Below are 22,266 nucleotides of genomic sequence, written 5' to 3' on the forward strand. Positions count from 1 at the left end.
GACTCCCGGGGGGCGCAGCCGTGAGTCATCCCAGTCTGTCACGGTGCGCAACTCCGAGTCCCGCCTTCGATTTACCCCATGTCAGCAGCAAGTGTGGTAGGCACGGAACAGTGACGAACGCTCCCCGCGCCGTCCTGGCCGCGACATTCGCCCCAGGAGACACGGCCGTCCCGGCAGCCAGGCGGTTCACCATGGAGGTGATGACCGCCTGGGCGGCCGCGTCCCTGCTCACGCCCGCCGAGCGGCTGGTCGCGGAGTTCGCCCGCCAGGCCGGGGACGCGCCGTTCGAGGTCGTCTGGAGTCACCTCGGCGACGGCCTGCGGATCGAGGTGCGGCGGCAGGACACCTCGGAGCCGGCGTTCGAACGCCCGACCGTGCCGGTGGAGGAGTGGGGCGTCACCTTCACCGACGACCAGCGTACCCACTGGGCGGTACTGGGCCTGTCCGGCGAGGCCGAGGGGCAGGCCGCCGAGTGGAAGGCGGAGGAGCCGAGCCGCGGGCCGCTCTGGATGGGCTTCCTCGCCAACGCCAGCGACCTGCTCGCCGGGACCCTCAACCCCGACATGGTGCCCGCGATCATCTCGCAGATCGTGGTGCCCCGCCTGGCCACCTGGTGCGCCGTCTACACCTGGAGCGACAACGGCGGCCCGCAGCGCCCCGCCTACCTGTGGCACACCGACGAACGCGGCATCGACGGGCTGCGCGAGGAACTCGCCACCGTCCAGATACCGCAGGCGGGCGGCGCCATGCAGCTCGGCGACTGGCAGGTGCTCGTCGTCCCGCTGCTGGCCAGGGGCAGGGCACTCGGCGCGATGTGCCTGGGGCGCCCCGACCACTTCGCCGAGGACGTCTTCCAGTACGCCGAGGACATCGGCCGCCGCGCCGCCCTCGCCATGGACAACGCCAGGCTCTACGCCACCCAGGCCGCGGCCAACCGGGCGCTCCAGCGCAGCCTGCTGCCTCCCGACGAACCCGGCGAGATCCCGGGCCTCGACCCGGCCGTCGTCTACGAGCCCGCCGGTGAGACCAACGAGGTCGGCGGCGACTTCTACGACCTGTTCGCGGCCGGGGACGACTGCTGGCGCTTCGCGGTCGGCGACGTCTGCGGCACCGGCCCCGAGGCCGCCGCCGTCACCGGCCTCGCCCGCCACACCCTGCGCCTGCTCGCCAGAGAGGGGTACGGCGTCGCCGCCGTCCTCGACCGCCTCAACCAGGCCATCCTCGAAGAGGGCGACCGCGCCCGCTTCCTGACCCTGCTGCACGGGGAGATCAAGCCGGTGCCGACCGGGCTGGACGTCTCCATGGTCTCCGCGGGCCACCCCGAGGCGCTACGGCTGCGGCCGAGCGGCGTCGTGGACACGGTGGTGACCTCCCAGTCGCTGCTCGGCGTCTTCCCCGAGGCGACGTTCAAGGCCCAGCTCGTCCACCTCGACCCCGGCGACGTCCTGCTCGCGGTGACCGACGGGGTGACCGAACGCCGCCAGGGCGGCAGGCTGCTCGACGACGACGGGGGACTGGCCAAGCTGTTCGCCGAGTGCGTGGGACTGTCCGCGCGGGCGGTCGCCGAACGGATCCGCCGCGCCGTACAGGACTTCGCCACGGAACCCAGCGCGGACGACCTGGCGATCGTGGTTCTAAGAGCTAGGTGATTGTGTTTCTTTGCGACGCCTTCGGCGTCGCGGGCTTGGGCGCTTCGGGTCGGTGCTTTCCCTCGTCGTTCGTCCGCTTCGCTCCCTCACTCCTCAGTCCAAGCACCGACGCGCCCAAGCCGACACTCTTCACGCTGAGGGCCGGTGAAGCACAAGCCGAACTCTTCACGCGGAGGGGTCAGGGGCCTGGGGTTATGTGTTTGCGGGCGAAGTCGAGTTGGGCGGACATCTGGGTGATGCGTTCGGCGACGACCAGGGAGCCGTGGCCGGCGTCGTAGCGGTAGACCTCGTGGGGGTGGTCGCGTTCGGCCAGGCGGGAGACGTAGGTCTCGATCTGTCCTATGGGGCAGCGGGGGTCGTTCTCTCCGGCCAGGATCAGCACCGGGGCCTCGACCTGGTCGACGTAGGTGATGGGGGAGCACCTCGCGTAGCGTTCGGGCTGTTCCTCGGGGGAGCCGCCGAGCAGGGCGCGGTGGTAGGCCCGCAGCGCCTCGGTCTCCTCGCGGTAGGTGGCCAGGTGGTCGGCGATGGGCACGGTGGCGATGCCCGCCGCCCACATCCCCGGCTGGGTGCCCAGGCCGAGCAGCGTGAGGTAGCCGCCCCAGGAGGCGCCCGCCAGCACGAGGCGGGTGGGGTCGGCGATACCTCGTTCGATCATGGTGGTCCGCACCGCGGCCACGTCGGCCAGCTCGATGTGGCCGACCTCGCCGACCAGGGCGTCCCGCCAGGCGGAGCCGTACCCGGTCGAGCCTCGGTAGTTGATCCGCACGACGGCGAAGCCGTGGTCGACCCAGGCGGCCACCTGAGGCACGAAGGAGTCGTCGTCCTGCGAGGTCGGGCCGCCGTGCAGCAGGAAGACCGTGGGGAAGGGGCCGGAGCCGCGTTCCGGGCGTGAGACCAGGGCGTGGATGCGCCCGCCGGGCCCCTCGACGTCCAGGTCCTCGACCGGTACGGACAGCGGCGCGGTCGGGCCGCCGTGGCTCACCACGATGTGGCCGTTGGTCGACCTGATCACCGGCGGGTGGGCGCCGCTCGACCAGGAGTACTCGACGGAGTCGTCGGGCCGGGGCGTGGCACCGTCGATCACCCCGTGCGGGGTGTCGATCGGGGACATCCTGCCGCCGGGAAGGTCGTAGTGGTGCAGGTACGTACGGCCCCGGTTGGCCCGCACGAGCAGCAGGGAACGGCCGTCGTCGTACCAGTCGGCGGTGATCTCACCGGAGTCGCGCAGCCAGATCTCCCGCTGGTCGCCGGTCTCCGGGTCCCAGACCAGGGGCTCCCTGCGGCCTCTGCGCTCGTGCAGGGCCAGCAGCCTGCGGTCGCCGAGCACGGGCGCGAAGCGCAGGCCCAGCACGCCCTTGCCCTCGCCGTCGCGCAGGTCGCCGACCACCGTGCCGTTGCGTCTGAGCACCCGCAGCGCGGGGTGGCGCGAGTCGCCGTGCTCGCTGTGGCTGATCGCGATGAGGGAGCCGTCCAGGGAGATCGCGGCGACGGAGGCGGCCTCGGCGTGCTCGTAGATCACCCGGGCGGGTTCGCCGGGCCGTACGAGGCTGACGGTGAAGCCCTCGCCGGGCCTGGCCATGCCGATGGCCGCCTCACCCGTCGCGGCCAGGGCGATTCCCGAGGGGAAGCCGGGCTCCAGGTCGATGGGCTCGTCGGGGCCGCCGTAGAAGGGCTGGCGCATCCAGCCGCCCCACTCGTCACCGTCGGTGTCGGAGAACCACCAGACCCACTTCCCGGTGGGGTCGATCGTGCCGTGCGAGGTGCCCTTGGGACGCGTGGTCACCTGGCGGGTCGCGCCTGTCGTGCGGTCCCAGGCGTAGATCTCCCAGGTGCCCGAGGCGTTGCTCCGGTAGACGTTCCTGGCGGGGGCCCGCCGCGCCCACACGGGCAAGGTCACGCGGGGCGCTCGGAACCTGGATTGCCAGCGTTCCTCCGCCTTCATATATCGCTTCCCCTCGTCAAGGCGTGGCTTCAAGCGTCCAGGCGCGGGCTCGCCGGATTGCCGTCCAGTATGTCGCCTCCACCACTGGTTTGCTTCATTAATGTGTGGGAATTTCGGACTAAATGTCACTCCAGTAACACGAATCTCGGAGGCATCTGTCAAGTTAACGGCTTGATCAGAGACAGCGGTGAAAGATAGACATATAGAAAGAAGCCGTCACTTCACTGGATTCCGGTAGGTCTGCGATCCTCGCTCGCATAGCGTGAGAATTGGTGTGCCAGGCGCTCGGTCCCATGCCCACGACGGCCTCGACCGCGTCACGTCCGAGGGCCATGCCGAACTCGTGCAGGCTCCGCCCGGCCTCGACGAACCGGTCGCCCAGGCTGTCGGCGACCCGCCGCTCCTTGTCCTGGTCGACCGAGAGCAGCCCGAGCCGTTCGACCAGCGGTTCCAGGTGCCTGGAGGTCGGGGTGACCACGACCAGCGTGCCGTCGGGCGCGAGGACCCTGGCGAACTCGGGGCCGTTGCGCGGCGCGAACACGTTCAGCAACACCTCGGCCGAACCGCTCCTGAGAGGCAGTGGCCGCCACACGTCGGCCACGACGGCGCCGAGCCGGGGATGGGCCCGCGCGGCCCGCCTGAGCGCGTGCTTGGAGACGTCGAGCGCGACACCGACCGCTCCCGGCAGCCGGTCGAGAGCCCGGGCCAGGTAGTGCCCCGTGCCCGCCCCCGCGTCCACGACCACCCCGGCGTCCGTACGGCAGGCACCAGCGACGGCCTCGGCGAGAGGGGCGAAGTGCCCGGCCCCGAGGAAGGCGTCCCTGGCCGCGACCATGTCCGCGCTGTCGGCCGTCCCCGGCGCCCGCGAACCGGTCAGCAGGCTGACGTATCCCTGCCTGGCCACGTCGAAGGTGTGTCCCGTGTCACACCGTACGGCCCGCTCGTCGAGGGCCAGGTCGCCGCCGCAGACCGGGCAGACGAGAAGATGGACGACGTCGGCCAGCATCCGTCCATCATCCCGCCTCCCGGGGAGTGCCCCGCCCCGGTGTTCTGAAGGGGAATTCAACTCAGTGCCGTACAAGCCGGTTCCAAGTGGCGGGCCGTACAAATTCGAAGCATGAGAAGGACATTTTTCGCCGGTGCCGTCCTCGTGGCCCTCGCGGCGGGCCCGGTCACCGCGCTTCCCGCCGCGGCGGACTACCGGCTGGGGTCGGTCAGGACCTCGTCCGGCCACGGTGGCTACGCGAAGGCGACCGTCAGGATCACCTCTTTCAGCGCCGAGACGTTCAAGGTGTACGGCACGCTCTACGACCGCGACCCGCACCGTGACCACTGCGCCTACATCAGGGCCAGGTTCCACTACACGGGCGGTGGGACGGGGTGGGCGCAGCCGCGCGTGACATGCGCCCCCAGCGGCTCCTACCGGCTCGGCTCGGACGGCGAGATCACGAGGGTCGACATCAAGATCTGCCTCTACGACCGCAGGACGCGTGCACTCGGGTACTGCCGGGTCGACTCGATCAGGAACGAGGACCTGGCGTACTGAGCGGGTCGCCCTTGACGCCCCCGATGCCCTGATCAGGGGACCAGGGCGATGGGGAAGAATGGGCGGATCATCGCACGCGGCCCGGCCTGCGGTGCGTCACACCCGCATTCGCCGTAGCGCCGTCAAGCCGTGGACGAACAGGAGAGCCGATGCCACATCAGCCGATGACCGTCGCCGGAGTCGAGGTGTTCCCCCTCTGCGACGCCGTGGGCCCGATGGGCGGGACGGTCCGGCGCCCGCTGACGGAGCTGTTCCCCGGGGGCGGGCACCGGGAGACCGACGAGTGGGTGCTGCACTTCCACTGCTACCTGCTGCGTGACGCGGCCGGCCGTACGGTGCTGGTGGACACCGGGGTCGGGCCGGAGGACTCGCCCGCCGCGAGCTGGGCGCCGGTTCCCGGCGTGCTCGGCGCGGAGCTCGCGCGGGTCGGCGTCACCGCCGAGGAGATCGACGCGGTGGTCGTCACCCACCTGCACAGCGACCACGCGAGCGGTGTCGTGGTCGGTGGGTCGCCCGCCTTCCCCAACGCCAGGCACCTGCTCCAGCGGGCCGAGATCGAGACGGCGGAGGAGACGGCCCTCGACCGGTTCGTCAGGCCGCTGGGCGAGCGGGTCCAGGTCGTCGAGGGCGGGGCCGAGGTGTTCCCCGGCATCAGGGTCCTGCACACCCCGGGCCACACACCCGGCCACCAGGTCGTCCGGGTGGGAGACCTGGTGCTGACCGGTGACGTGGTGCTGCACCCGGTGCAGCTGGCCGATCCGTCGATCCCCTACCTGTACGACGACGATCCCGACCTCGCCGTGGTCACCCGTACGAAGCTGCTCGAACAGGTCGAGGCCGAGCGGGGCGTGATCGCCACCGCCCACTTCGCCGAGCCGTTCACCCGGCTTGGGGGGTGACCTCGGGCTCGGCCGTCCGTACGGCCGCCAGCAGCCTCCGGGTCCTGCGCCGGTAACGCAGGACCTGGAGGGCGCTCAGCGCCCAGATCGGATACTGGACGGCCAGGGCCCAGCGGAAGGACTCCAGGGTCGTCTGTCCCGTCAGGTCGAGGACGATCCCGACCAGGGCGATCAACGACATCGAGGCCACGAATCCGCCGCCGTTGACGATGCCGGTCGCCGCGCCGATCCTGGCGGCCGGGTTGAAGGTCCTGGCGTAGTCGAAGCCGATCATCGATCCCGGCCCGTTGGAGGCCAGCACGACCACGAGCACCACCAGCAGCCACAGCGGGGCCCGTCCCGGCCAGGCCAGTACGGCGGTCCACGCCGCGGCCGTGCTGCCGACCACGACGAACACCATCCGTGAGCGGTGGAAGGGGAAACGGCCCGCGAGGTAGCCCATCAGCGGTCCGCAGACCATGCCGCACAGCGTCAGCGTGGACAGCAGCACACCCGCCGTCGCGGGGGACAGGCCCTGCCCCTGGACCAGGAACGGATACCCCCACAGCAGCAGGAACGCGGCGGCCGAGCACTGGGTCGCCGCGTGGGTCCACATGCCGAGGCGGGTCCCCGGCTCGGCCCAGGCGGCGCCCAGGCTCGGCCGCTCCGCCGTCCGCGCGGGCCGGGCGTCGCGGAGCACGACCAGCAGCAGCACCGCCGAGACCGCCCCGAGCCCGGCCGCTCCGACGAAGGTCGGGGTCCAGCCGTTGACGTGCAGGGACTGGATCAGCGGCACCGTGGAGGCGATCGCGCCCACCTGCCCGATCAGGCCGGTGAGCTGCACCATCAGCGGGTTGCGGCGGGCGGAGAAGTGGACGTTGACCAGCCGGATCACGCTGATGAACGTCATCGCGTCGCCGCAGCCGATCAGCGCCCTGCCCGCGATGCCGCCGGTCAGGCCGTCGGCGAACGCGAAGACCAGCTCGCCGCAGCCCATCACGACCGCGCCGGTCACCAGCATGCGCTTCGAGCCGAACCGGTCGACCAGCACCCCGACGGGCACCTGCATGGCCGCGTAGACCAGCAGCTGCAGCATCGCCAGGACGGAGAGCCCGGCCGCGCCGACCCCGAGCCGCGCGGCGGCCTCGATGCTGGAGACGCCGAGGGACTGGCGGTGGAAGACCGCGATCACGTAGGCAAGGACGCCCACGGCCCAGAAGAGCCCCGCCTTGGCTCGTGGAGTCATGGGATGAATATACGTTTATGCCCTTTTTGCCGAACCATTGGGGTCCCCGGGATGGGCTGTGGGCGGTACGTGTGCCCCGGGTCGTCTTTGGGTGGGTAGTGGGCGGGCTTCGGTGTCGCGCTCCGGACGGGCTGTGCGCGGTGCGTGCCCCGGGCCGGCTTTGGGCGGGCGGGATCGTGGTCGGGTTTCGGTGGTGTGTCCTGGGTGGGGCCGTGGGTGACGCTGATGTCGTGGATGGGTGTCAGCGTTGTGGGTAGCGGATGAGCAGGCTCGCGTGGACGTCCTGGTCGCCGACGGCCTCGTAGGAGTGCGGCACGTCCGACACCCAGCCGATGTGCTCGCCCGCCCCGGCCGTCAGCGTGCGGTCCGCGGCGACGACCCTGAGCGTCCCGGAGAAGACCGTGATGTGCTCGGTCACCCCCCGGTGATGGGCCGGGGAGGTCTGCGCGGCGCCCGCCGGGACCGTCATCCGGTAGAGCTCGTAGGTCACCTCCCTCTCCTCGAACACCTCAAGGAGCACGGCGGCGACGGCCGTACCCCTGATGGTGGTGCCCGGGGCGGCGGGGGCGGTGCCGAGGGCCACGGCCAGCGGCACGCCGAGTTCGGCGGTCACCGACCAGAGCGTCTCCAGGGTCGGATTGCGGGTGCCGTTCTCCAGGCCGGAGAGGGTGGCCTTCCCCACGCCCGCACGACGGGCCAGTTCGGAGAGCGACATGCCGCGTTCCTCACGCAATTGGCGGATTCGCAGGCCGATGTCGTGAGTGTTGCTCTCCAGAGCTGGACGAGGGGTTTGTGAGTGGCACTCCATGGGGCTATGGTGCAGCATGCCCGCTGTTCCGTTTACGGAACGATCGTCCGCGCGTCGTTCGGAACGGGTCGGGTGAGATGCGCATGCCGTCGGGCGGGGTCGCGTGCCGCCGGGCGGAGAACGGAGAACGATGTCACGCCTTCTGCAACCGGCCCTCGCCGGGATCGTCACCGCGCTCGTCGGCTTCGCCAGCTCCTTCGCCGTGGTCCTGGCCGGGCTGCGGGCGGTCGGCGCGGACCAGGACCAGGCGGCGTCGGGACTGCTCGCCCTGTGCCTGGCCAACGGGGTGGTCGCGATCTGTCTCGGGCTGTGGCGGCGGATGCCGATCACCATCGCCTGGTCCACCCCCGGCGCCGCGCTGCTGGTCGCAACCGGCGCCGTCGAGGGCGGCTTCCCCGCGGCCGTCGGCGCCTTCGTCGTCTGCGGCCTGCTGATCGTCGCCGCCGGGCTCTTCCCCGCGCTCGGCCGCCTGGTCGCGGCCATCCCGGCCCCCATGGCGAGCGCCATGCTCGCCGGGGTCCTGCTCGACCTGTGCGTGGCCCCGGTCAGGGCGCTCGGCGAGGTGCCGCTGATGGCCGCCCCTGTAGTGCTCACCTGGGCGCTGCTGAGCCGCTTCGCCGCCCGGTGGGCCGTCCCCTGCGCCCTGCTGGTCGCGGTCGTGGCCATCGCGCTGACCAGCTCCGGCCTCGGCGCCGTGGACATCCGCCCGGTCGTGGAGCTCACCGTCCCCACCTGGAGCCCCCAGGCCATGATCAGCGTCGCCCTGCCGCTGTTCCTGGTCACCATGGCCTCCCAGAACGTGCCGGGCATGGCGGTCCTCGCCCAGTACGGCTACCGCCCCCCGCTTCGCGGCATCCTGCTCGGCACCGGTCTGGCCAGCACGGTCGGCGCCCCCCTCGGCGGCCACGCGGTGAACCTGGCCGCCATCACCGCCGCCCTGGCCGCGAGCCCCGACGCCGACCCCGACCCGGGACGCCGCTGGATCGCCTCCGTCACGGCCGGTGTCTCGATGATCGTCCTTGGCGTCGGCTCCGGACTGGCCACCGCGCTGGTCCTGCTCTCCCCACCGGTGCTCATCGAGGCCGTGGCGGGCCTGGCCCTCGTCGGCGCGCTCGTCTCCGCGCTCGCCGCGGCCCTGGCCGACCCGGACGGCAGGCAGGTCGCCGTGATCACCTTCGTGGTCACGGCCTCCGGGATGACCCTGTTCGGGATCGGCGCCGCCTTCTGGGGCCTGGTCGCCGGAGGCCTGATGACCCTCCTGTACGGCGGACGGAGGGCTCCGGTGGCTCCGGCGGAGCCGGAGAAGGCCGAGCCCGCCCTACGCTGACCCGCCTTCCCGTCCGGCGGCCGGGCGCGGAGCCGTACCGGACGGGAAGGCGCGGTCCCACCTCGTGGTCCCTACTTCGACGGGCGGGTGTGGCGGCCCGCGACGAGCTGGTCGGCCGAGTGCTGACGGGGGACCTCGACACGGGGGTGCGGGGCCGTCGTCTCGGGGTCGGCCGTCTCGGGGGTCTCCGCGAGCTTGCGTTCGAGCTCCTGCTTCTCCCGCTCCAGGCGGTTCATGCGGTCACGCGCCTCAAGACGGGAGGCGCGCAGCCTGCTTCGCCGTACGGCGGAGCGGCGGGTCCCGGCGATCAGCAGGGCCAGGCCGAGCAGGAAGACCGCGCCGGTCGCGGCTCCGGCGAAGAAGAACTCCAGCTGGGAGAGCTGGAGGGTGCGGTCGAAGACCGTGAACGTCGCGGTCGCCGTCGCGGTGGCGGCCTCGTCCCAGGAGACCGCGACCACAGTCGCGCCCGCGAGGACGATCAGGAGGACTCCAAGAACCAACATGTGACCTCATCTCGGGCTGCTTGTGCTGTGCTGGTCACCCAAACTGCCCCGGGACGGCCCGATTATGCGGGTCCGGCCGCAGGAGGGGGGATCGCCCGAGGTGGACGGACCGACATGGTCCGGTGCGTGTCGGGCCGTGCGTGGGGGCGTCCGCGGCTGACATGGTCCGGTGCGCGTTCGGCCGGGTGGGGGATTCGCGGGGGATTATCCGTGGACGGGCCGTGGTTGCCAGGGAGCATGACGCAGATCGACGTCGTGGTCATCGGAGCGGGGCAGGCCGGGCTGTCCAGCGCCTACTTCCTGAAGAGGGCCGGTCTCGACTTCGTCGTGCTCGACCGCTCACCGGCTCCCGGCGGCGCCTGGCAGTTCCGCTGGCCCTCGCTGACCCTCGGCGCCACGCACCGGGTGCACGACCTGCCCGGCCTGCCGCTGGGCGACCCCGACCCCGGCCGTCCCTCGGCGGAGGTCGTCTCCGAGTACTTCGCCCGCTACGAGCGGACCTTCGACCTGCCGGTGCTGCGCCCGGTCGAGGCGCGCTCCGTCGAGGAGGGGCCCGAGGGCAGGCTGCTGGTGCGGACCTCGGCCGGCGACTGGTCGGCCCGTGCCCTGGTCAACGCCACCGGCACCTGGGAACGCCCCTTCTGGCCGCGCTACCCCGGGCAGGAGACCTTCGCCGGACGGCAACTGCACACCGCCGACTACGTGAGCGCCGAGGAGTTCGCGGGCAGGCACGTCGTGGTGGTCGGCGGGGGCGCCTCCGGGGTGCAACTCCTCATGGAGATCGCCCGCGTCACCACGACCACCTGGGTCACCCGCCGCCCGCCGGTCTTCCGCGAGGGGCCGTTCGACGAGGAGGCGGGACGTGCGGCCGTCGCCAGGGTGGACGCCCGGGTCCGGGCGGGCCTGCCGCCGGGCAGCGTGGTCGGCGCGACCGGTTACCCGCTGACCCCCCAGGTGCGGGCCGCGATGGCGGCCGGGACGCTGGACCGGCTGCCGATGTTCGACAGGATCGTTCCCGAAGGGGTGGTCTGGGATGACACCGGTGATCTTGTCAGGGCCGACGTGATCCTGTGGGCCACCGGGTTCCGGCCCGTCGTCAACCACCTGGCCCCGCTGCGTCTGCGCGAGCCCGGCGGTGGCATCCGGGTCGAGGACACCGTCGCGGTCCTCGACCCCCGCGTCCACCTGGTCGGATACGGTCCCTCTGCGAGCACCATCGGGGCCAACCGTGCGGGCCGTACCGCCGTCAGGCACATCAGGAGGCTTCTCGAAGCCGTTTCCGAGGCCGCCTGACCGGGTTAGTGTGAAACGCCATGGACCGCACCCGCCTGTACCGCAACGGGGCTCTGAAGGCCGAGGGTTTCCCCATCGACGAGGTCTCCGAGCACGTCGGGGACCCCTCCGCCGTGGTGTGGTTCGACCTGTGCTCGCCGACGCCCGCCGACCTGGAGACGATCAGCGAGGAGCTCGGACTCCACCGCCTGGCCGTCGAGGACGCCCTGCAGAGCCACCAGCGCCCCAAGCTGGACAGCTACGACAGCCACCTGTTCATCACCGTCTACGGTGCCAAGCTGCACAGCGGGAGTCTCGACCTCGTCGAGATATCCGTCTTCGTCACCAAGAACGCCCTGGTGACGGTGCGGGAGAACCCCGGCTTCGACATCGACGAGGTGGTCAGGCGCTGGGACGCCAACCCCGAGATGGCCAGGTACGGCGTGCCGTACCTGCTGCACGGCCTGCTCGACTACGTCGTGGACGGCTACTTCGACGTGCTGCAGGCCATGGACGACCGGGTCGAGGCGCTTGAGGACGACCTGTTCGCCGACGTGCCGGGGGACCGGGTGCACATCCAGCGGCTGACGTTCGAGATGCGCAAGAAACTGGTGCGTTTCCGGCGGCTGGCCGTACCGGTGCGGGAGGTCGTCGGCAGTCTCCTGCGGCGCAGCGTGGAGATGGTCGACCCGGCGCTGACGCCGTACTACCAGGACGTCTACGACCACACCCTGCGTGCGGCGGAGTGGACGGACTCCCTGCGCGAGCTGGTCGGCAACGTCAGGGAGGCCCACATCAACCAGCAGGGCTTCCGGCTCAACGACATCATGAAGCGCATCACCAGCTGGGCCGCGATCATCGCGGTGCCCACGATGATCACCGGCTTCTACGGCCAGAACGTCCCCTACCCGGGCTTCGGCCACACAGCCGGCTTCTGGATCTCCACCCTGGCCATCGTCATCGCCTCGGCCGCCCTCTACACCGCCTTCAAACGCAAGGGCTGGCTGTAGGGGGCAGCGGTCCTTGGGGTCGTCACCTTCGGTTGGCGTTGTGAGCCTTTTGGGGTGATGAGCGACCACGCATGACCTCACCGACCATCTATGTTGCGGTCTTGTCGCGAACCCTTCAGGGCGATGAGCGACTCGTCCTGGAGGCCGTCATGGACGGCAAGGTCGCGTTGCGAACCCTTCAGGGTGATGAGTGACTGAGGATCTCTTCTTTTGGCTGCCCGGTGATGGCGGGTTGCGAACCCTTCAGGGTGATGAGTGACGTGAGGCGTCGGTGCGGTCGGCGAGCTCCTACGTGTTGCGAACCCTTCAGGGTGATGAGTGACCGGAAACGGCAGCGCGGACGGGTATGCCGGACCTGGTTGCGAACCCTTCAGGGTGATGAGTGACCCGAGGGTAAAGTCCCAGGTCAGGCCAGGTGTCGCAGGAGCGGGATTCGCTGTTTCTGCGGCAGTCCGGCGGTAGTGCGGAGGTGCAGGTCAGAGCGTTGATCATCTTGGGTGGGGTCGGATCCTATAACGCTTGCCTTCCTACGGTCGGTTCCAGGAGTCGAGGGAGATGTCCGGGCCGCCTGCCAGGTAGCGGTGCAGGGCGCTGGCTGTGGTGGAGACGAAGTTCTGTGGCAGGTCCGTGGTGGGGGTCCACCGTACCTGGGCGTGTTTGTGGGGTTCGCCGTTGGTCAGGGTGCCTGACCATTCGTGTACGGCGAAGACGACCGTGAGGAAACCGTTGGGCGCCTCCACGCCCCGGGCGCCGTGGATGACGTGGGCCAGCCGCAGTGACTCCGCGTGAACGGTCAGGCCGGTCTCCTCCTTGAGTTCCCGGGTCGCGGTCTGGGTGATGGGCTCTCCCGGCTCGTTCTTGCCGACGGGCAGGTCCCACATGCCCTGGGCGAACTTGGCGTGGGGACCGCGCTGGAGCAGGACGACCCGTTCGGTTTCGCGGTCGTGTACGATCACCGCCGCGACCAGCAACGTCATGGCCTCCATCGCAGGCGCCAGAGGCCGGGGTGAGACGTCGGTACGCGGTTCGGTCATGCTGATCCCTTCTCGAAAGATGTCAGACCAACGCGTCCCGAACTCGCTGGTCCAGTTCGGTAGCCCCGGGGACCCCACGTCTACGGTAGATCGTCAGACTCGATCTGATCGAGGCAAGAGCTTGTCTAGTTCGGTCCGAGGAGACCCCTTCCATGAGGTCCACGGCCTTTCGCCAAGTGGCTACCGCTTCGTCTGTCCGGTTCTGGGCGGCGAGACTGTCACCGAGATCAGCGTAAGTGAGTATGTGAACGCGTTTGTACTTTTCAGCGTCCCAGCGGATCAGCGCTGTTCGATGCTGTCGTTGCGCTCCACCGTGATCGGCCAGGTCGCTTAGCGTTCTGGCGGTATGGCTGACGACGGTGCCGGCGGCGGGGCCGCTGACCAAAGAGAAACCGGCCTGGGGCTCTCCTTGTCTGGTGAGCGCGTTTTCCGCAGCAAGAAGAGCGTGTGCCGCAGCTGTCTTTTCGGCCGATGCCGCGTGTGCTCGGGCGTGGGTGATGTGCAGCAAGGCTTCGGTTTGACCGTCGAGGGCTCCTCTACTGCGAATGAGTGCCTCCTGGATAAGGGCGACACAGTGATGTGGCTGCTTCATGCTTAGGGCTTGCTGGGCGAGAGCACGCATCATCCAACTTGCGTGGCCCCTGGGGTCTGCTTCGTAGGCGAGCTGGTAGCCCACCTGGTAATAGCGCTGAGCAGCACCTTCCTGGCCGAGGTCGTGATGCTTCCATCCTGCGAGGTAGGCGAGTTCCGCGACAGCTCCGAAGGCTTGGCGGCGAATCTGTTCGTTTGGAAACCGCGCGTTGAGCATGGGAGCTGCGGTGTCGGCCAGATATGCGGTCACGGTGGTGAGGCCGTGACCGCCTCCCAAACGTTCGTCCGCCGCGCTGAAAACGGAGGTGATCTGTCGAACGACGTCGATCTCTTCTGTTCCCACCAGTACGGTGCCGGTGCGGGCCCGGAGCAGGCGAGAGACCGGCTCGTGGTCATAGCTCAGCGGCATGGCGACACCAGCGGCAGTGAAGGTCGCGACGGCCAGGAAGTGCCGACGTTCGACATCGGCGCGTCCCAGGTTTGTAGCAGCGCGCACAGGGTCAATGTCGGCCGCCATAGGATCTTCGGCTGCTATGAGGCCGATCTCGGTCAGGGAGACCGGTCGTCCCATTCGACGGGAAAGAGCTTCGGCGATGTACTGGCCGGTTTGGCCCGATGGCCGGGCGCCGTCGATCCAATGGGCCACAGCCGACTTGTTGGTGCGTAGGATTTCTCCATTTTCGGCAGCTATGCGCCGAATAGCTGAAGCTAGAGCATCGTAGGTCCATTCGGCCTCTGCGATTGCTTCTTGCAGTCGTCTGTTGGGCTCTTTGGTCACTGTCACGGTCCCTCCCTCCCGAGAGGGTAAACCCCGTATACCACTCTCCGTGTCGTTCCCCCTACTCCCAGAGGGCCGTTGGCGCTTCACTAATCATCAGTCGCCCAAGCGACCAGGCACCCCGGGCCTGACTTCCCGGGGTGATGCAGCCCCAAATCTGCCCAACAAGCATCCAACCGATCGAACCGGCATGAGCATCTCCGGCTCGTACAGCGTTTCCCGAAACTTCATTCTCGATTTCACGGACAAGTCAGTCCGGTCATCGCGAATCCCAGATTTCTCCCTGATCGAATGGAGGGCCGCCATGAAGGACACACGGCGCACACTGACCGAACCGGCGATCCCTGGCTGGCGGCTGATCATCAGCGACACGGGCCGGTTCTGGGCGATCCGCAACCGTGCGTTTCCGCGTACGGCGTTGCGGGCCGGGGCGGAGCCGACGGTGGATGCCGACACCTTCGAGGAGGTCCGGGAGGCCGTGGCCCGTCAGGAGGAGATCGCTGAGGGGGTGCCCTCATGACCGGGCGGCATCGGGACGGCCTGCCGTACGCGCCGGTGTATCGGCGGGTCTGGGACGGTCCGGCCCGCGCCGAGGCCGAACGGATCAACTTGGCCTGGGCCGACTGGACGGTCCTCTACAGCCTGGGGCGACGCAGCTTCTACGCGATGGCCGTCTGGGACGGTCCCCGGCCGGTGGTCGTCGAGGACGCTACCTCCGAGGGGTTGGAGGAGCGGATGCGGGAGGCGGAGATGATCTGGGCGATTCGGTTGGTGCCGCCTTCGCTGGCTCGGCGGGGACGGCTGTCCTCTGAGGTGGCGGGGGTCGAGGGGCGGCGTTCGCCGGGTGGGAGGGCGGCATGACGGCCTGGGCTCTCGGTCAAGTTTCTGAGTTTTCCGATCGAACCTGTAACTCCGTGCAACAGGCTCACCCGGGGTGGCTGGTGTTTCACAATTCGACGACCGGGTTGTGGAGCGCCTACCGGAGTGTCCTGTTCGGCAGGCCGTACGCCGGAGACGTGCTGTTGGTGCGGGCCGATTCGGTTGAAGAGCTGGAGCGCAAGCTGGCCGCCCAAACGGTTCCGATGGTGCCGCCGAGCATTCAGGCCGTCGCGGTCGCCCGTGCCATCCAGACCGCCCGGGTCAGGCAACTGGCGCGGGTCTCCCGGGTCGTTCAGGCCGTATGCCCTGGTCAGGCCGCTGTGCCGGGTCGGTCTGCGGCGTTGCGCGGGTTGCTGCGCTCCCCATAGCCGGTACGGCGAGCTGTACCCCTTGAGCGTGCGGTCCAGGGATGAGGGACCTGGACCGCACACAAACTCCCGAAAGCCGGTACGGCGGGGCGGTGGAAACTCATCCCACCCGCCGCCCCGCCGTACCCCAATGAACGTGCGGCTCAGGTAGGAGGGACCTGAGCCGCACACCCTCGCAGGACGGCTCCCCTGCACGCCGGGACAAAGGGCGTGCTGGGGAAGGAGGGAGTCGTCCGGCGCACCGGCCCCGAGCGTGTGGGGCCGGTCCTCCTCCAGGGTGCCCGGCCGTCGTGCTCCCCGGCTCGGGGCCGGGCACCCGCCCTCTCCATGAGGGATCTCCCGCCCGGCCCGAACGATCGGGAGTCCTGGCCCAAGCGAAAACCCCTGTCCGCCCTCCGAACCAGGACGACCATGACCGACGACTACGAGCGACGCATGATCGAACTGCTGATCAGCACTCACCCCGGCTGGCGGTACGAGCAACACCACCTGCCCGGACTCCCCACATGGTGGGCCGTCCGCTACGAACCACTACGGCCCGACCAGCGCAGAGCCGGAGCCCGGGATGCGCTGGGCCGTACGACCCTGCGACGGCTGGCACGGGCGCTGGCCAGGCACGACCAGATCCTGCACACCCTCCGCTACTGAAGGAGGTCCCCTTGTCCCCCCTCAAGGCCGTTGCGCCGGACGGCACCTTCGTCACCGGCCCCGACACCACCGAACGGCTGCTCACTCCCGGCGAGGTGGCCAGGATCTTCGGCGTGGACCCCAAGACCGTCAACCGGTGGGCGTTGACCGGGAAGATTCCCTCGGTGCGGACGCCCAGCAGGCAGCGGCGTTATCGGGAGAGTGACATCAACGCCCTGCTCAATCCTTCCCGCTGAGCGGTGTCAGGCCGTGGAAGATGACGTCGAGTGCTCTGGTTCGTAGGGCTTCGTCCCAGTTCTGGTGTTGGGCGGCCAGACAGGCGGCGGTCAGGAGGGCCAGGATCTCCGGCATCTCCACCTCCTGGCGCACCTCGCCCGCCTGCTGGGCGCGGACCAGCAGGGTCTCGACGGCGCCGCGGATGTCGTGGGCTCCCGCGGTCGCGGCCTTGACGTCTATCCCGGCCTCGGTCAGGGCGTCGGCGAAGATCTTCTTCGGGGTGGCGTCCTCCACGACGCGGGCGAAGAAGGCGAAGAACGCGGCGCCGGGTTCGGCCGCCTCCGCCAACGCCCGCGCCTCCTCGGCGAGTCTGCGTTGACGGTCGACGACGATCGCCTGGTAGAGGGCCTCCTTGGTGGGGAACTGCCGGTAGATCGTGCCCACGCCGACCCCGGCCCGCGCGGCGATCGCCCGCATGGGGGCGGAGAGGCCGTCGCGGGTCAGGACCTCCTCCGCCGCGCTCAGCACGCGCGCCAGATTGCGCTGTGCGTCCGTGCGCATCCTCGCCCCCTGTCCTTCACGATCGTTGACAACCGGAACAAGCGTTCCGTATCGTTTCGCGCATTCCAAGCGGAACACTGGTTCCGATTCTATCGGGGGTATTTCCATGGATCACGTACGGCTCGGCGGCTCCGGCCTGAAGGTCTCTCGCGCCTGCCTGGGCACCATGAACTTCGGCACCGGTCCCGGCGTGGGCGGCTGCGAGGAGGCGGAGGCGATCCGCGTCATCGACGCCTTCCTCGACGCGGGGAACAACTTCATCGACACCGCCGACATCTACCACGCGGGCGAGGCGGAACGGATCGTCGGCAAGGCGCTGCGCGGACGCCGGGACTCGGTGGTCGTCGCGACCAAGGCCTTCGGTCCCCAGGGGCCGGGCCCCAACGACCGGGGACTGTCCAGGGCGCACCTGACCAGGGCGCTTGAGGCGAGCCTGCGACGTCTCGGCACCGATTACATCGACCTCTACCAGTGCCACCAGTGGGACCCCGAGACCCCCGTTGAGGAGACGATGGCGACTCTCGACGGGTTCGTCCGTTCGGGAAAGGTCCGCTATCTGGGCTGTTCCAACTTCACCGCGCCGCAGATCGTGGAGGCGCAGTGGGCCGCCGAACGCGTCGGGGGCACGAGAATGGTCAGCCTCCAGCCGCAGTACTCCCTGCTGGCCAGGCTGATCGAGGCGGAGATCCTGCCCGCGTGCGAACGCCACGGTCTGGGCGTCGTCACCTACGCCCCGCTCGGCGGCGGTGTCCTGGCGGGCCGCTACCGCAGGGGTGTCGCCCCCGGCCCGGACAGCAGGATGAGTTCCCTGCTGGAGATGTCCAGCCCCGCGGCCGACCGCTGGGCGGGGGAGATGCTCAGCGAGCGCAGTCACGGCATCGCGGACGAGGTGGCCGGGGTCGCCGCCGAACTGGGCGTCACGCCGGTCGAGGTGGCCATCGCCTGGGTCGCCGCCAGGCCGGGCGTCACCTCGGTCGTCATCGGCCCGCGCGACCTGGGGCAGTACGAACGGAACGCGGCCGGATTCGCCCTCGGTCTTCCCGCCGAACTGGCCGCCCGGCTTGAGGAGGTCTCCCGGCCCGCGCACCGTCCCGTGACCGGGGCGTCGTTCTGATCGAACTTCGGAAAAGCTGATATTTCCGGGTATGGCATGCTGTACCCGGCAGATAGCCCGCTTTCCGGCTGTTCTATTCTGCGAAGGCCATTCTGACCAGCAGGCGAAGGAAATCCCGTGACCTTTTCGGCTCTGAACCTCGACGAGCTGACCGCTCAGCGTGACCGCGCCCGGCGTGACTACGACGAACTCGTCCAGCGCGGTCTCTCGCTCGACCTCACCCGGGGCAAGCCTTCGGCGAGCCAGCTGGACCTGGCCTCCGCCATGCTGACGCTGCCCAGCGGCCACACCGCCGCCGACGGGACCGACTGCCGCAACTACGGTGGCGGACAGGGTCTGGCCGAGCTTCGGGCGATCTTCAGCGGCCTGCTCCAGGTGCCCGCCGCCCAGCTCGTCGCGGCGAACAACTCCAGCCTGTCCCTGATGCACGACACCCTCGTCCACGCGCTGCTCAGCGGCGTGCCCGGTGGCGAACGCCGCTGGGTGGACGAGCCGAGGGTCGCCTTCCTGTGCCCGGTGCCGGGGTATGACCGGCACTTCGCGCTGGCCCAGCGCTTCGGCATCGAGCTGATCCCGGTGCCGATGAACGACCAGGGCCCCGACATGGACGTCGTCGAGGACCTCGTGCGGCAGGACGCCCAGATCAAGGGCATCTGGTGCGTGCCCAAGTACAGCAACCCCAACGGCGTCTCCTACGCCGACGAGACCGTACGGCGCCTGGCCGCCATGCAGACGGCCGCCTCCGATTTCCGGATTTATTGGGACAACGCCTACGCCGTACACCACCTGACGGACACCCAGGTCGAGATCGCCGACATCCTGGCGCTGTGCGCGGAGCACGGAAACCCCGACCGCGCCTTCGTCTTCGGCTCCACCTCGAAGATCACCTTCGCCGGGGGCGGCGTCGCGTTCTTCGGCTCCTCCCCGGCGAACGTGTCCTGGCTGCTCGGCCACACCGGCAAGCGCACCATCGGCCCCGACAAGATCAACCACCTGCGGCACGTGGAGTTCCTCAAGGACGAGGCGGGCGTTCTCGACCACATGCGCCGCCACCGGGAGCTGATCCGGCCGAAGTTCGACACGGTCGACCTGATCCTCGGCAAGGAGCTCGGCGGAACCGGCCTGGCCACCTGGTCCAAGCCCCTCGGCGGCTACTTCATCAGCCTCGACGTGCTGCCGGGGTGCGCCCGCCAGGTGGTCAGCCGCGCCGCGGAGGCGGGCATCGCGCTGACCCCGGCCGGTGCGACCCACCCCTACGGCGACGACCCCGCCGACAGCACCATCCGCATCGCGCCCACCTACCCCGAGCTGCCCGAGGTCGAGCTGGCGATCAGCGGCCTGGCCGTCTGCGTCCGCCTGGTCGGCACGGAGAAGCTGCTTGAGCAGGCCCGGTAACGGCTTGGGCGAGCCTGACTGGTCGCGGCTGTTCCACGCCTACGGCGTCGCCGTCGACGTCCCCGCCCACCTCGACGCGCTGGCCGGCGACGACGAGCGGGCCCGGGTCAAGGCCGTCGACCACCTGTGGGCGGCGGTGATCCACCAGGGAACGCCCTGGTCGGCAACCCCGCCCGCGGCGCTGGTCGTCGCCGGGCTGCTGTCCGATCCCCGTACGGCCCGGCGCCGGGTGGCCTCGGCGCCGCTGCGGGCCGTACTGCTGGACTTCCTCGGGGAGGTCGGCGAGGCCGCCCAGCCCGAGGTGCCGCAGGAGGAGATCAGGGCCGCGGCCGACCCCCGGGGACGGGAGGCGGAGATCGCCGCGACCCTGGAGACGCTGCTCAGCGAGGACTCCGAGGACTCCGAGGAGAGCGAGGACGTCTGGGACGAAGAGGCCATTGAGGTGATCATGGCCCAGGTCGTCCTCGATCTCAGGGCCGCGGTGCCGTACCTGACCGAGGCGGTGGCCGCGTGCCTGGCCGACGAGGAGCCCGCGGTGCGCGACGCCGCCTCGAAGGCGCTGGCCGTCCTCAGGCGCGTGCCGACGGACGGTTCCTCAGGCACGTAGGGGCCGGCTCGCGATGCCGAAGTTCCCCGAGCTCGACGCGTCCTTGGGGTTCCTCAGGCACGTAGGGGCCAGCTCGCGGGTACGCCGGCCAGGCGCGCAGGGCCGGTTTCGCGGGCGCGGCGGTCAGGCGCGCAGGGCGCTGACCAGGGTTCGGAGCTCGGAGACGCGCAGCGCCCACGCGGCCAGGCCGTACAGCAGGGCCCCGCACGCGCCCGCCGCGAGCACCACGGCGAGTGAACCCGCCCACCCCGGTCCGGTGACCTGCCCGGTCAGGCGCGCCACGACGGCCGCGGCCCCGCCCGCGACGAGCGCGGCGGGGAGCATCCGGCCGTGCGCGCGCAGCAGACGGTGACCGTCGACCCTGCCGAGTCTGCCCCGCAGTACGGCTGCCGCCACGAGGAACCCGGCGCAGTTGGCCAGCGCGTACCCGACCGCGACCCCGACGACCATCCGTGGGCCGGGCACCAGCCACGCCGAGACCACCGCGCCGCCGATCGTGGTCGCCGTGACGAGCAGCCCGATCATGGCCGGGGTACGGGTGTCCTGCATGGCGTAGAAACCGCGCAACAGAACCTGATAGCCGCAGAACGGCACCAGGGCCAGGCCGTAGGCGGCCAGGACCGACCCGGTGAGCGCGGCGGCCGGAGGGGTGGCGTTGCCGTGCGCGAACAGGGCCGTGGCCAGGTACGGGCCGAGCACGACCAGGAAGGCGGCCACCGGCAGGAGCACCACGCCGGACAGCCGCAGACACCGGGACAGTTCGGCCGTCACCAGCGACAGGTCCCGCCGCGCCGCGGCCCAGCTCAGCCCCGGCAGCACTCCGGTGACGATGGACACGGTGACGACCGCGTAGGGCAGCTGGAACAGCGTGTAGGCGTTGGCGTAGGCGCCGAGGGCTCCCTCCCCCGAGGCCAGGGCGAGCCGGTTGACCACGATGATCGCCATCTGCGCGGCGGCCACGGACAGGAGCGTCCAGCCCGCCATGGCCGCGATCCGCCGGACACCGACCCCTCGCGGATCGGCGCGCAGCCGTATCCGGAACCCGGTGCCGCGCGTGGCCAGGCAGAGCACGAGCGCCTGTACGGCGACGCCCGCCGTGGTGCCCACGCCGAGCAGCCAGGTCTGGGCGGCGGTCAGCCTCTCAAGGCTGCCGGTGCCGCCGATCGCCAGGTAGGCGGCGGTGGTCGCGACGACCACGAGGTTGTTGGCCACCGGCGCCCACATCGGTACGGCCTGGCGGCCCCGGGCGCTCAGGACGGCGGCCAGGGTCGTCCCCACGCCGTAGAACAGGACCTGCGGCAGGAAGAAACGGGTGAGCACGATCGCCACCCGCCGCTGGTCCGCGCCGAGGTCACCGGCGCACAGGTCCACGATCTGCGGGGCGAACAGGGTGGTGACCACCACGGTGACGCCCAGGCCGTAGACCACCAGCGACAGCAGCCGTTGCGCGTAGAGCTCGTCGGGATACCGGACGAGCAGCGGGACCAGGACGCTGGTCAACGCCCCGCCGAGCACCAGGTCGTAGATCGAGTTGGGCAGCGTGTTGGCGACGGTGTAGATGTCGAACAGGCCCTTCCCGAGCCCGAGCGCGGCGACCAGTGCCAGTGTGCGCAGGAAACCGGTGACCCTGGAGACGAACGTCCCCACGGCCATGGCCCGCCCCGCACGCGCGAGTCCTTCGTCCATGAACGCCATATTTCATGAACAGGACATGGAAGGTGAGACGTTTGACGGGAATCGGATCAGGAATTTCGGTCAAATATGCTTATATTGGACAGAAAGTCCTACGGTGTGTGAGTGCCGGCGTGGATGGCTCCGGCTCTATTCCGCTCAAGCTGCTTGACCTCTGTTGATGTGCCGTACACGCTCAGGGTGGCGATTTGCGACCTTG

The 22,266-nt window shown here is 70.0% G+C and carries 23 protein-coding genes and 1 CRISPR repeat array; of the genes, 14 read left to right on the forward strand and 9 right to left on the reverse strand.

All coding sequences use genetic code 11. The annotated features are described in order from the left end of the window. The first annotated feature begins 110 nt into the window (after window positions 1-110). A complete protein-coding gene (locus ABZ463_RS19925; RefSeq protein ID WP_352011094.1) occupies window positions 111-1,649 on the forward strand; it encodes a GAF domain-containing SpoIIE family protein phosphatase in 1,539 nt (512 codons plus the stop codon). Between the two features lie 178 nt (window positions 1,650-1,827). Here the strand turns inward: ABZ463_RS19925 and ABZ463_RS19930 are convergent, their stop codons facing one another. Beyond that, on the reverse strand, window positions 1,828-3,594 hold the full coding sequence (locus ABZ463_RS19930; RefSeq protein WP_362777748.1) for a prolyl oligopeptidase family serine peptidase: 1,767 nt from the start codon (window positions 3,592-3,594) through the stop codon (window positions 1,828-1,830). Between the two features lie 175 nt (window positions 3,595-3,769). Next, on the reverse strand, window positions 3,770-4,600 hold the full coding sequence (locus ABZ463_RS19935; protein WP_362777751.1) for a putative RNA methyltransferase: 831 nt from the start codon (window positions 4,598-4,600) through the stop codon (window positions 3,770-3,772). 111 nt (window positions 4,601-4,711) lie between these two features. Between ABZ463_RS19935 and ABZ463_RS19940 the strand changes: the two genes are divergently transcribed. Together ABZ463_RS19940 and ABZ463_RS19945 are read left to right on the forward strand one after the other, a co-directional pair. Further along, on the forward strand, window positions 4,712-5,140 hold the full coding sequence (locus ABZ463_RS19940; protein ID WP_362777754.1) for a hypothetical protein: 429 nt from the start codon (window positions 4,712-4,714) through the stop codon (window positions 5,138-5,140). Between the two features lie 149 nt (window positions 5,141-5,289). Beyond that, window positions 5,290-6,039 carry an MBL fold metallo-hydrolase gene (locus tag ABZ463_RS19945; protein WP_352011090.1) on the forward strand — a complete coding sequence of 250 codons (750 nt, stop codon included), beginning with the start codon at window positions 5,290-5,292 and terminating at the stop codon, window positions 6,037-6,039. Here the strand turns inward: ABZ463_RS19945 and ABZ463_RS19950 are convergent. Together ABZ463_RS19950 and ABZ463_RS19955 are read right to left on the reverse strand one after the other, a co-directional pair. Next, window positions 6,020-7,264: an MFS transporter gene (locus ABZ463_RS19950; RefSeq protein ID WP_362777757.1), complete on the reverse strand. Its 1,245-nt coding sequence runs from the start codon at window positions 7,262-7,264 to the stop codon at window positions 6,020-6,022. The two genes, ABZ463_RS19945 and ABZ463_RS19950, sit on opposite strands and share 20 nt — an antisense overlap. A 241-nt stretch (window positions 7,265-7,505) precedes the next feature. Next, window positions 7,506-8,090 carry an XRE family transcriptional regulator gene (locus ABZ463_RS19955; protein ID WP_362777760.1) on the reverse strand — a complete coding sequence of 195 codons (585 nt, stop codon included), beginning with the start codon at window positions 8,088-8,090 and terminating at the stop codon, window positions 7,506-7,508. Between the two features lie 112 nt (window positions 8,091-8,202). On the opposite strand from ABZ463_RS19955, the gene ABZ463_RS19960 reads away from it, so the two are divergent. Next, window positions 8,203-9,399, forward strand: a complete 1,197-nt coding sequence (locus tag ABZ463_RS19960; protein ID WP_362777763.1) for a benzoate/H(+) symporter BenE family transporter — start codon at window positions 8,203-8,205, stop codon at window positions 9,397-9,399. Between the two features lie 71 nt (window positions 9,400-9,470). On the opposite strand, the gene ABZ463_RS19965 is transcribed toward ABZ463_RS19960, so the two are convergent. Further along, window positions 9,471-9,902, reverse strand: a complete 432-nt coding sequence (locus ABZ463_RS19965; protein ID WP_352011086.1) for a hypothetical protein — start codon at window positions 9,900-9,902, stop codon at window positions 9,471-9,473. Window positions 9,903-10,139: 237 nt separating this feature from the next. Between ABZ463_RS19965 and ABZ463_RS19970 the strand changes: the two genes are divergently transcribed. Further along, window positions 10,140-11,195 carry an FAD-dependent oxidoreductase gene (locus ABZ463_RS19970; RefSeq protein ID WP_362777767.1) on the forward strand — a complete coding sequence of 352 codons (1,056 nt, stop codon included), beginning with the start codon at window positions 10,140-10,142 and terminating at the stop codon, window positions 11,193-11,195. Between the two features lie 20 nt (window positions 11,196-11,215). Continuing rightward, complete coding sequence (locus ABZ463_RS19975) at window positions 11,216-12,184, forward strand: magnesium transporter CorA family protein (protein ID WP_362777770.1); 969 nt, start codon at window positions 11,216-11,218, stop codon at window positions 12,182-12,184. Between the two features lie 37 nt (window positions 12,185-12,221). Beyond that, window positions 12,222-12,571: a CRISPR direct-repeat array (repeat unit 29 nt; unit sequence GTTGCGAACCCTTCAGGGTGATGAGTGAC). Between the two features lie 140 nt (window positions 12,572-12,711). On the opposite strand, the gene ABZ463_RS19980 is transcribed toward ABZ463_RS19975, so the two are convergent. Further along, on the reverse strand, window positions 12,712-13,218 hold the full coding sequence (locus ABZ463_RS19980; RefSeq protein WP_362777773.1) for an NUDIX domain-containing protein: 507 nt from the start codon (window positions 13,216-13,218) through the stop codon (window positions 12,712-12,714). A gap of 22 nt (window positions 13,219-13,240) precedes the next feature. Beyond that, a complete protein-coding gene (locus ABZ463_RS19985; RefSeq protein WP_362777776.1) occupies window positions 13,241-14,593 on the reverse strand; it encodes a tetratricopeptide repeat protein in 1,353 nt (450 codons plus the stop codon). A gap of 298 nt (window positions 14,594-14,891) precedes the next feature. Here ABZ463_RS19985 and ABZ463_RS19990 point away from each other — a divergent pair, with 298 nt between their 5' ends. From ABZ463_RS19990 to ABZ463_RS20010, 5 genes are all read left to right on the forward strand, one after another. Beyond that, window positions 14,892-15,107, forward strand: a complete 216-nt coding sequence (locus ABZ463_RS19990; protein WP_362777779.1) for a hypothetical protein — start codon at window positions 14,892-14,894, stop codon at window positions 15,105-15,107. Next, window positions 15,104-15,448, forward strand: a complete 345-nt coding sequence (locus tag ABZ463_RS19995) for a hypothetical protein (protein WP_362777781.1) — start codon at window positions 15,104-15,106, stop codon at window positions 15,446-15,448. The genes ABZ463_RS19990 and ABZ463_RS19995 overlap by 4 nt, the downstream gene beginning before the upstream one ends. 80 nt (window positions 15,449-15,528) lie before the next feature. Beyond that, window positions 15,529-15,834 carry a hypothetical protein gene (locus ABZ463_RS20000; RefSeq protein WP_362777783.1) on the forward strand — a complete coding sequence of 102 codons (306 nt, stop codon included), beginning with the start codon at window positions 15,529-15,531 and terminating at the stop codon, window positions 15,832-15,834. A 411-nt stretch (window positions 15,835-16,245) separates the two neighbouring features. Then, the gene (locus ABZ463_RS20005) at window positions 16,246-16,482 is read left to right on the forward strand and encodes a hypothetical protein (protein WP_362777785.1); all 237 of its coding nucleotides are present in this window, start codon (window positions 16,246-16,248) and stop codon (window positions 16,480-16,482) included. Window positions 16,483-16,493: 11 nt separating this feature from the next. Then, a complete protein-coding gene (locus ABZ463_RS20010; RefSeq protein WP_362777787.1) occupies window positions 16,494-16,718 on the forward strand; it encodes a BldC family transcriptional regulator in 225 nt (74 codons plus the stop codon). On the opposite strand, the gene ABZ463_RS20015 is transcribed toward ABZ463_RS20010, so the two are convergent. Beyond that, complete coding sequence (locus ABZ463_RS20015) at window positions 16,702-17,259, reverse strand: helix-turn-helix domain-containing protein (RefSeq protein WP_362777790.1); 558 nt, start codon at window positions 17,257-17,259, stop codon at window positions 16,702-16,704. The two genes, ABZ463_RS20010 and ABZ463_RS20015, sit on opposite strands and share 17 nt — an antisense overlap. 106 nt (window positions 17,260-17,365) lie before the next feature. On the opposite strand from ABZ463_RS20015, the gene ABZ463_RS20020 reads away from it, so the two are divergent. The 3 genes from ABZ463_RS20020 to ABZ463_RS20030 all read left to right on the forward strand — a co-directional run bounded on the left by ABZ463_RS20020 (window position 17,366) and on the right by ABZ463_RS20030 (window position 20,375). Further along, window positions 17,366-18,373 (forward strand): aldo/keto reductase, encoded by a 1,008-nt coding sequence (locus tag ABZ463_RS20020; RefSeq protein WP_362777793.1) that lies wholly within the window; start codon window positions 17,366-17,368, stop codon window positions 18,371-18,373. A gap of 117 nt (window positions 18,374-18,490) precedes the next feature. Then, entirely contained in the window at window positions 18,491-19,768 is a 1,278-nt protein-coding gene (locus tag ABZ463_RS20025) for an aminotransferase class I/II-fold pyridoxal phosphate-dependent enzyme (protein ID WP_362777796.1), read from the forward strand. Continuing rightward, entirely contained in the window at window positions 19,752-20,375 is a 624-nt protein-coding gene (locus ABZ463_RS20030) for a hypothetical protein (RefSeq protein WP_362777799.1), read from the forward strand. The genes ABZ463_RS20025 and ABZ463_RS20030 overlap by 17 nt, the downstream gene beginning before the upstream one ends. A gap of 123 nt (window positions 20,376-20,498) precedes the next feature. Here ABZ463_RS20030 and murJ read toward each other — a convergent pair whose 3' ends face one another. Next, the gene (gene murJ, locus ABZ463_RS20035; protein ID WP_362777801.1) at window positions 20,499-22,061 is read right to left on the reverse strand and encodes a murein biosynthesis integral membrane protein MurJ; all 1,563 of its coding nucleotides are present in this window, start codon (window positions 22,059-22,061) and stop codon (window positions 20,499-20,501) included. Between the last annotated feature and the right edge of the window lie 205 nt (window positions 22,062-22,266).

It is taken from the genome of Streptosporangium sp. NPDC020145 (assembly GCF_040631275.1).
Classification (GTDB): domain Bacteria; phylum Actinomycetota; class Actinomycetes; order Streptosporangiales; family Streptosporangiaceae; genus Streptosporangium.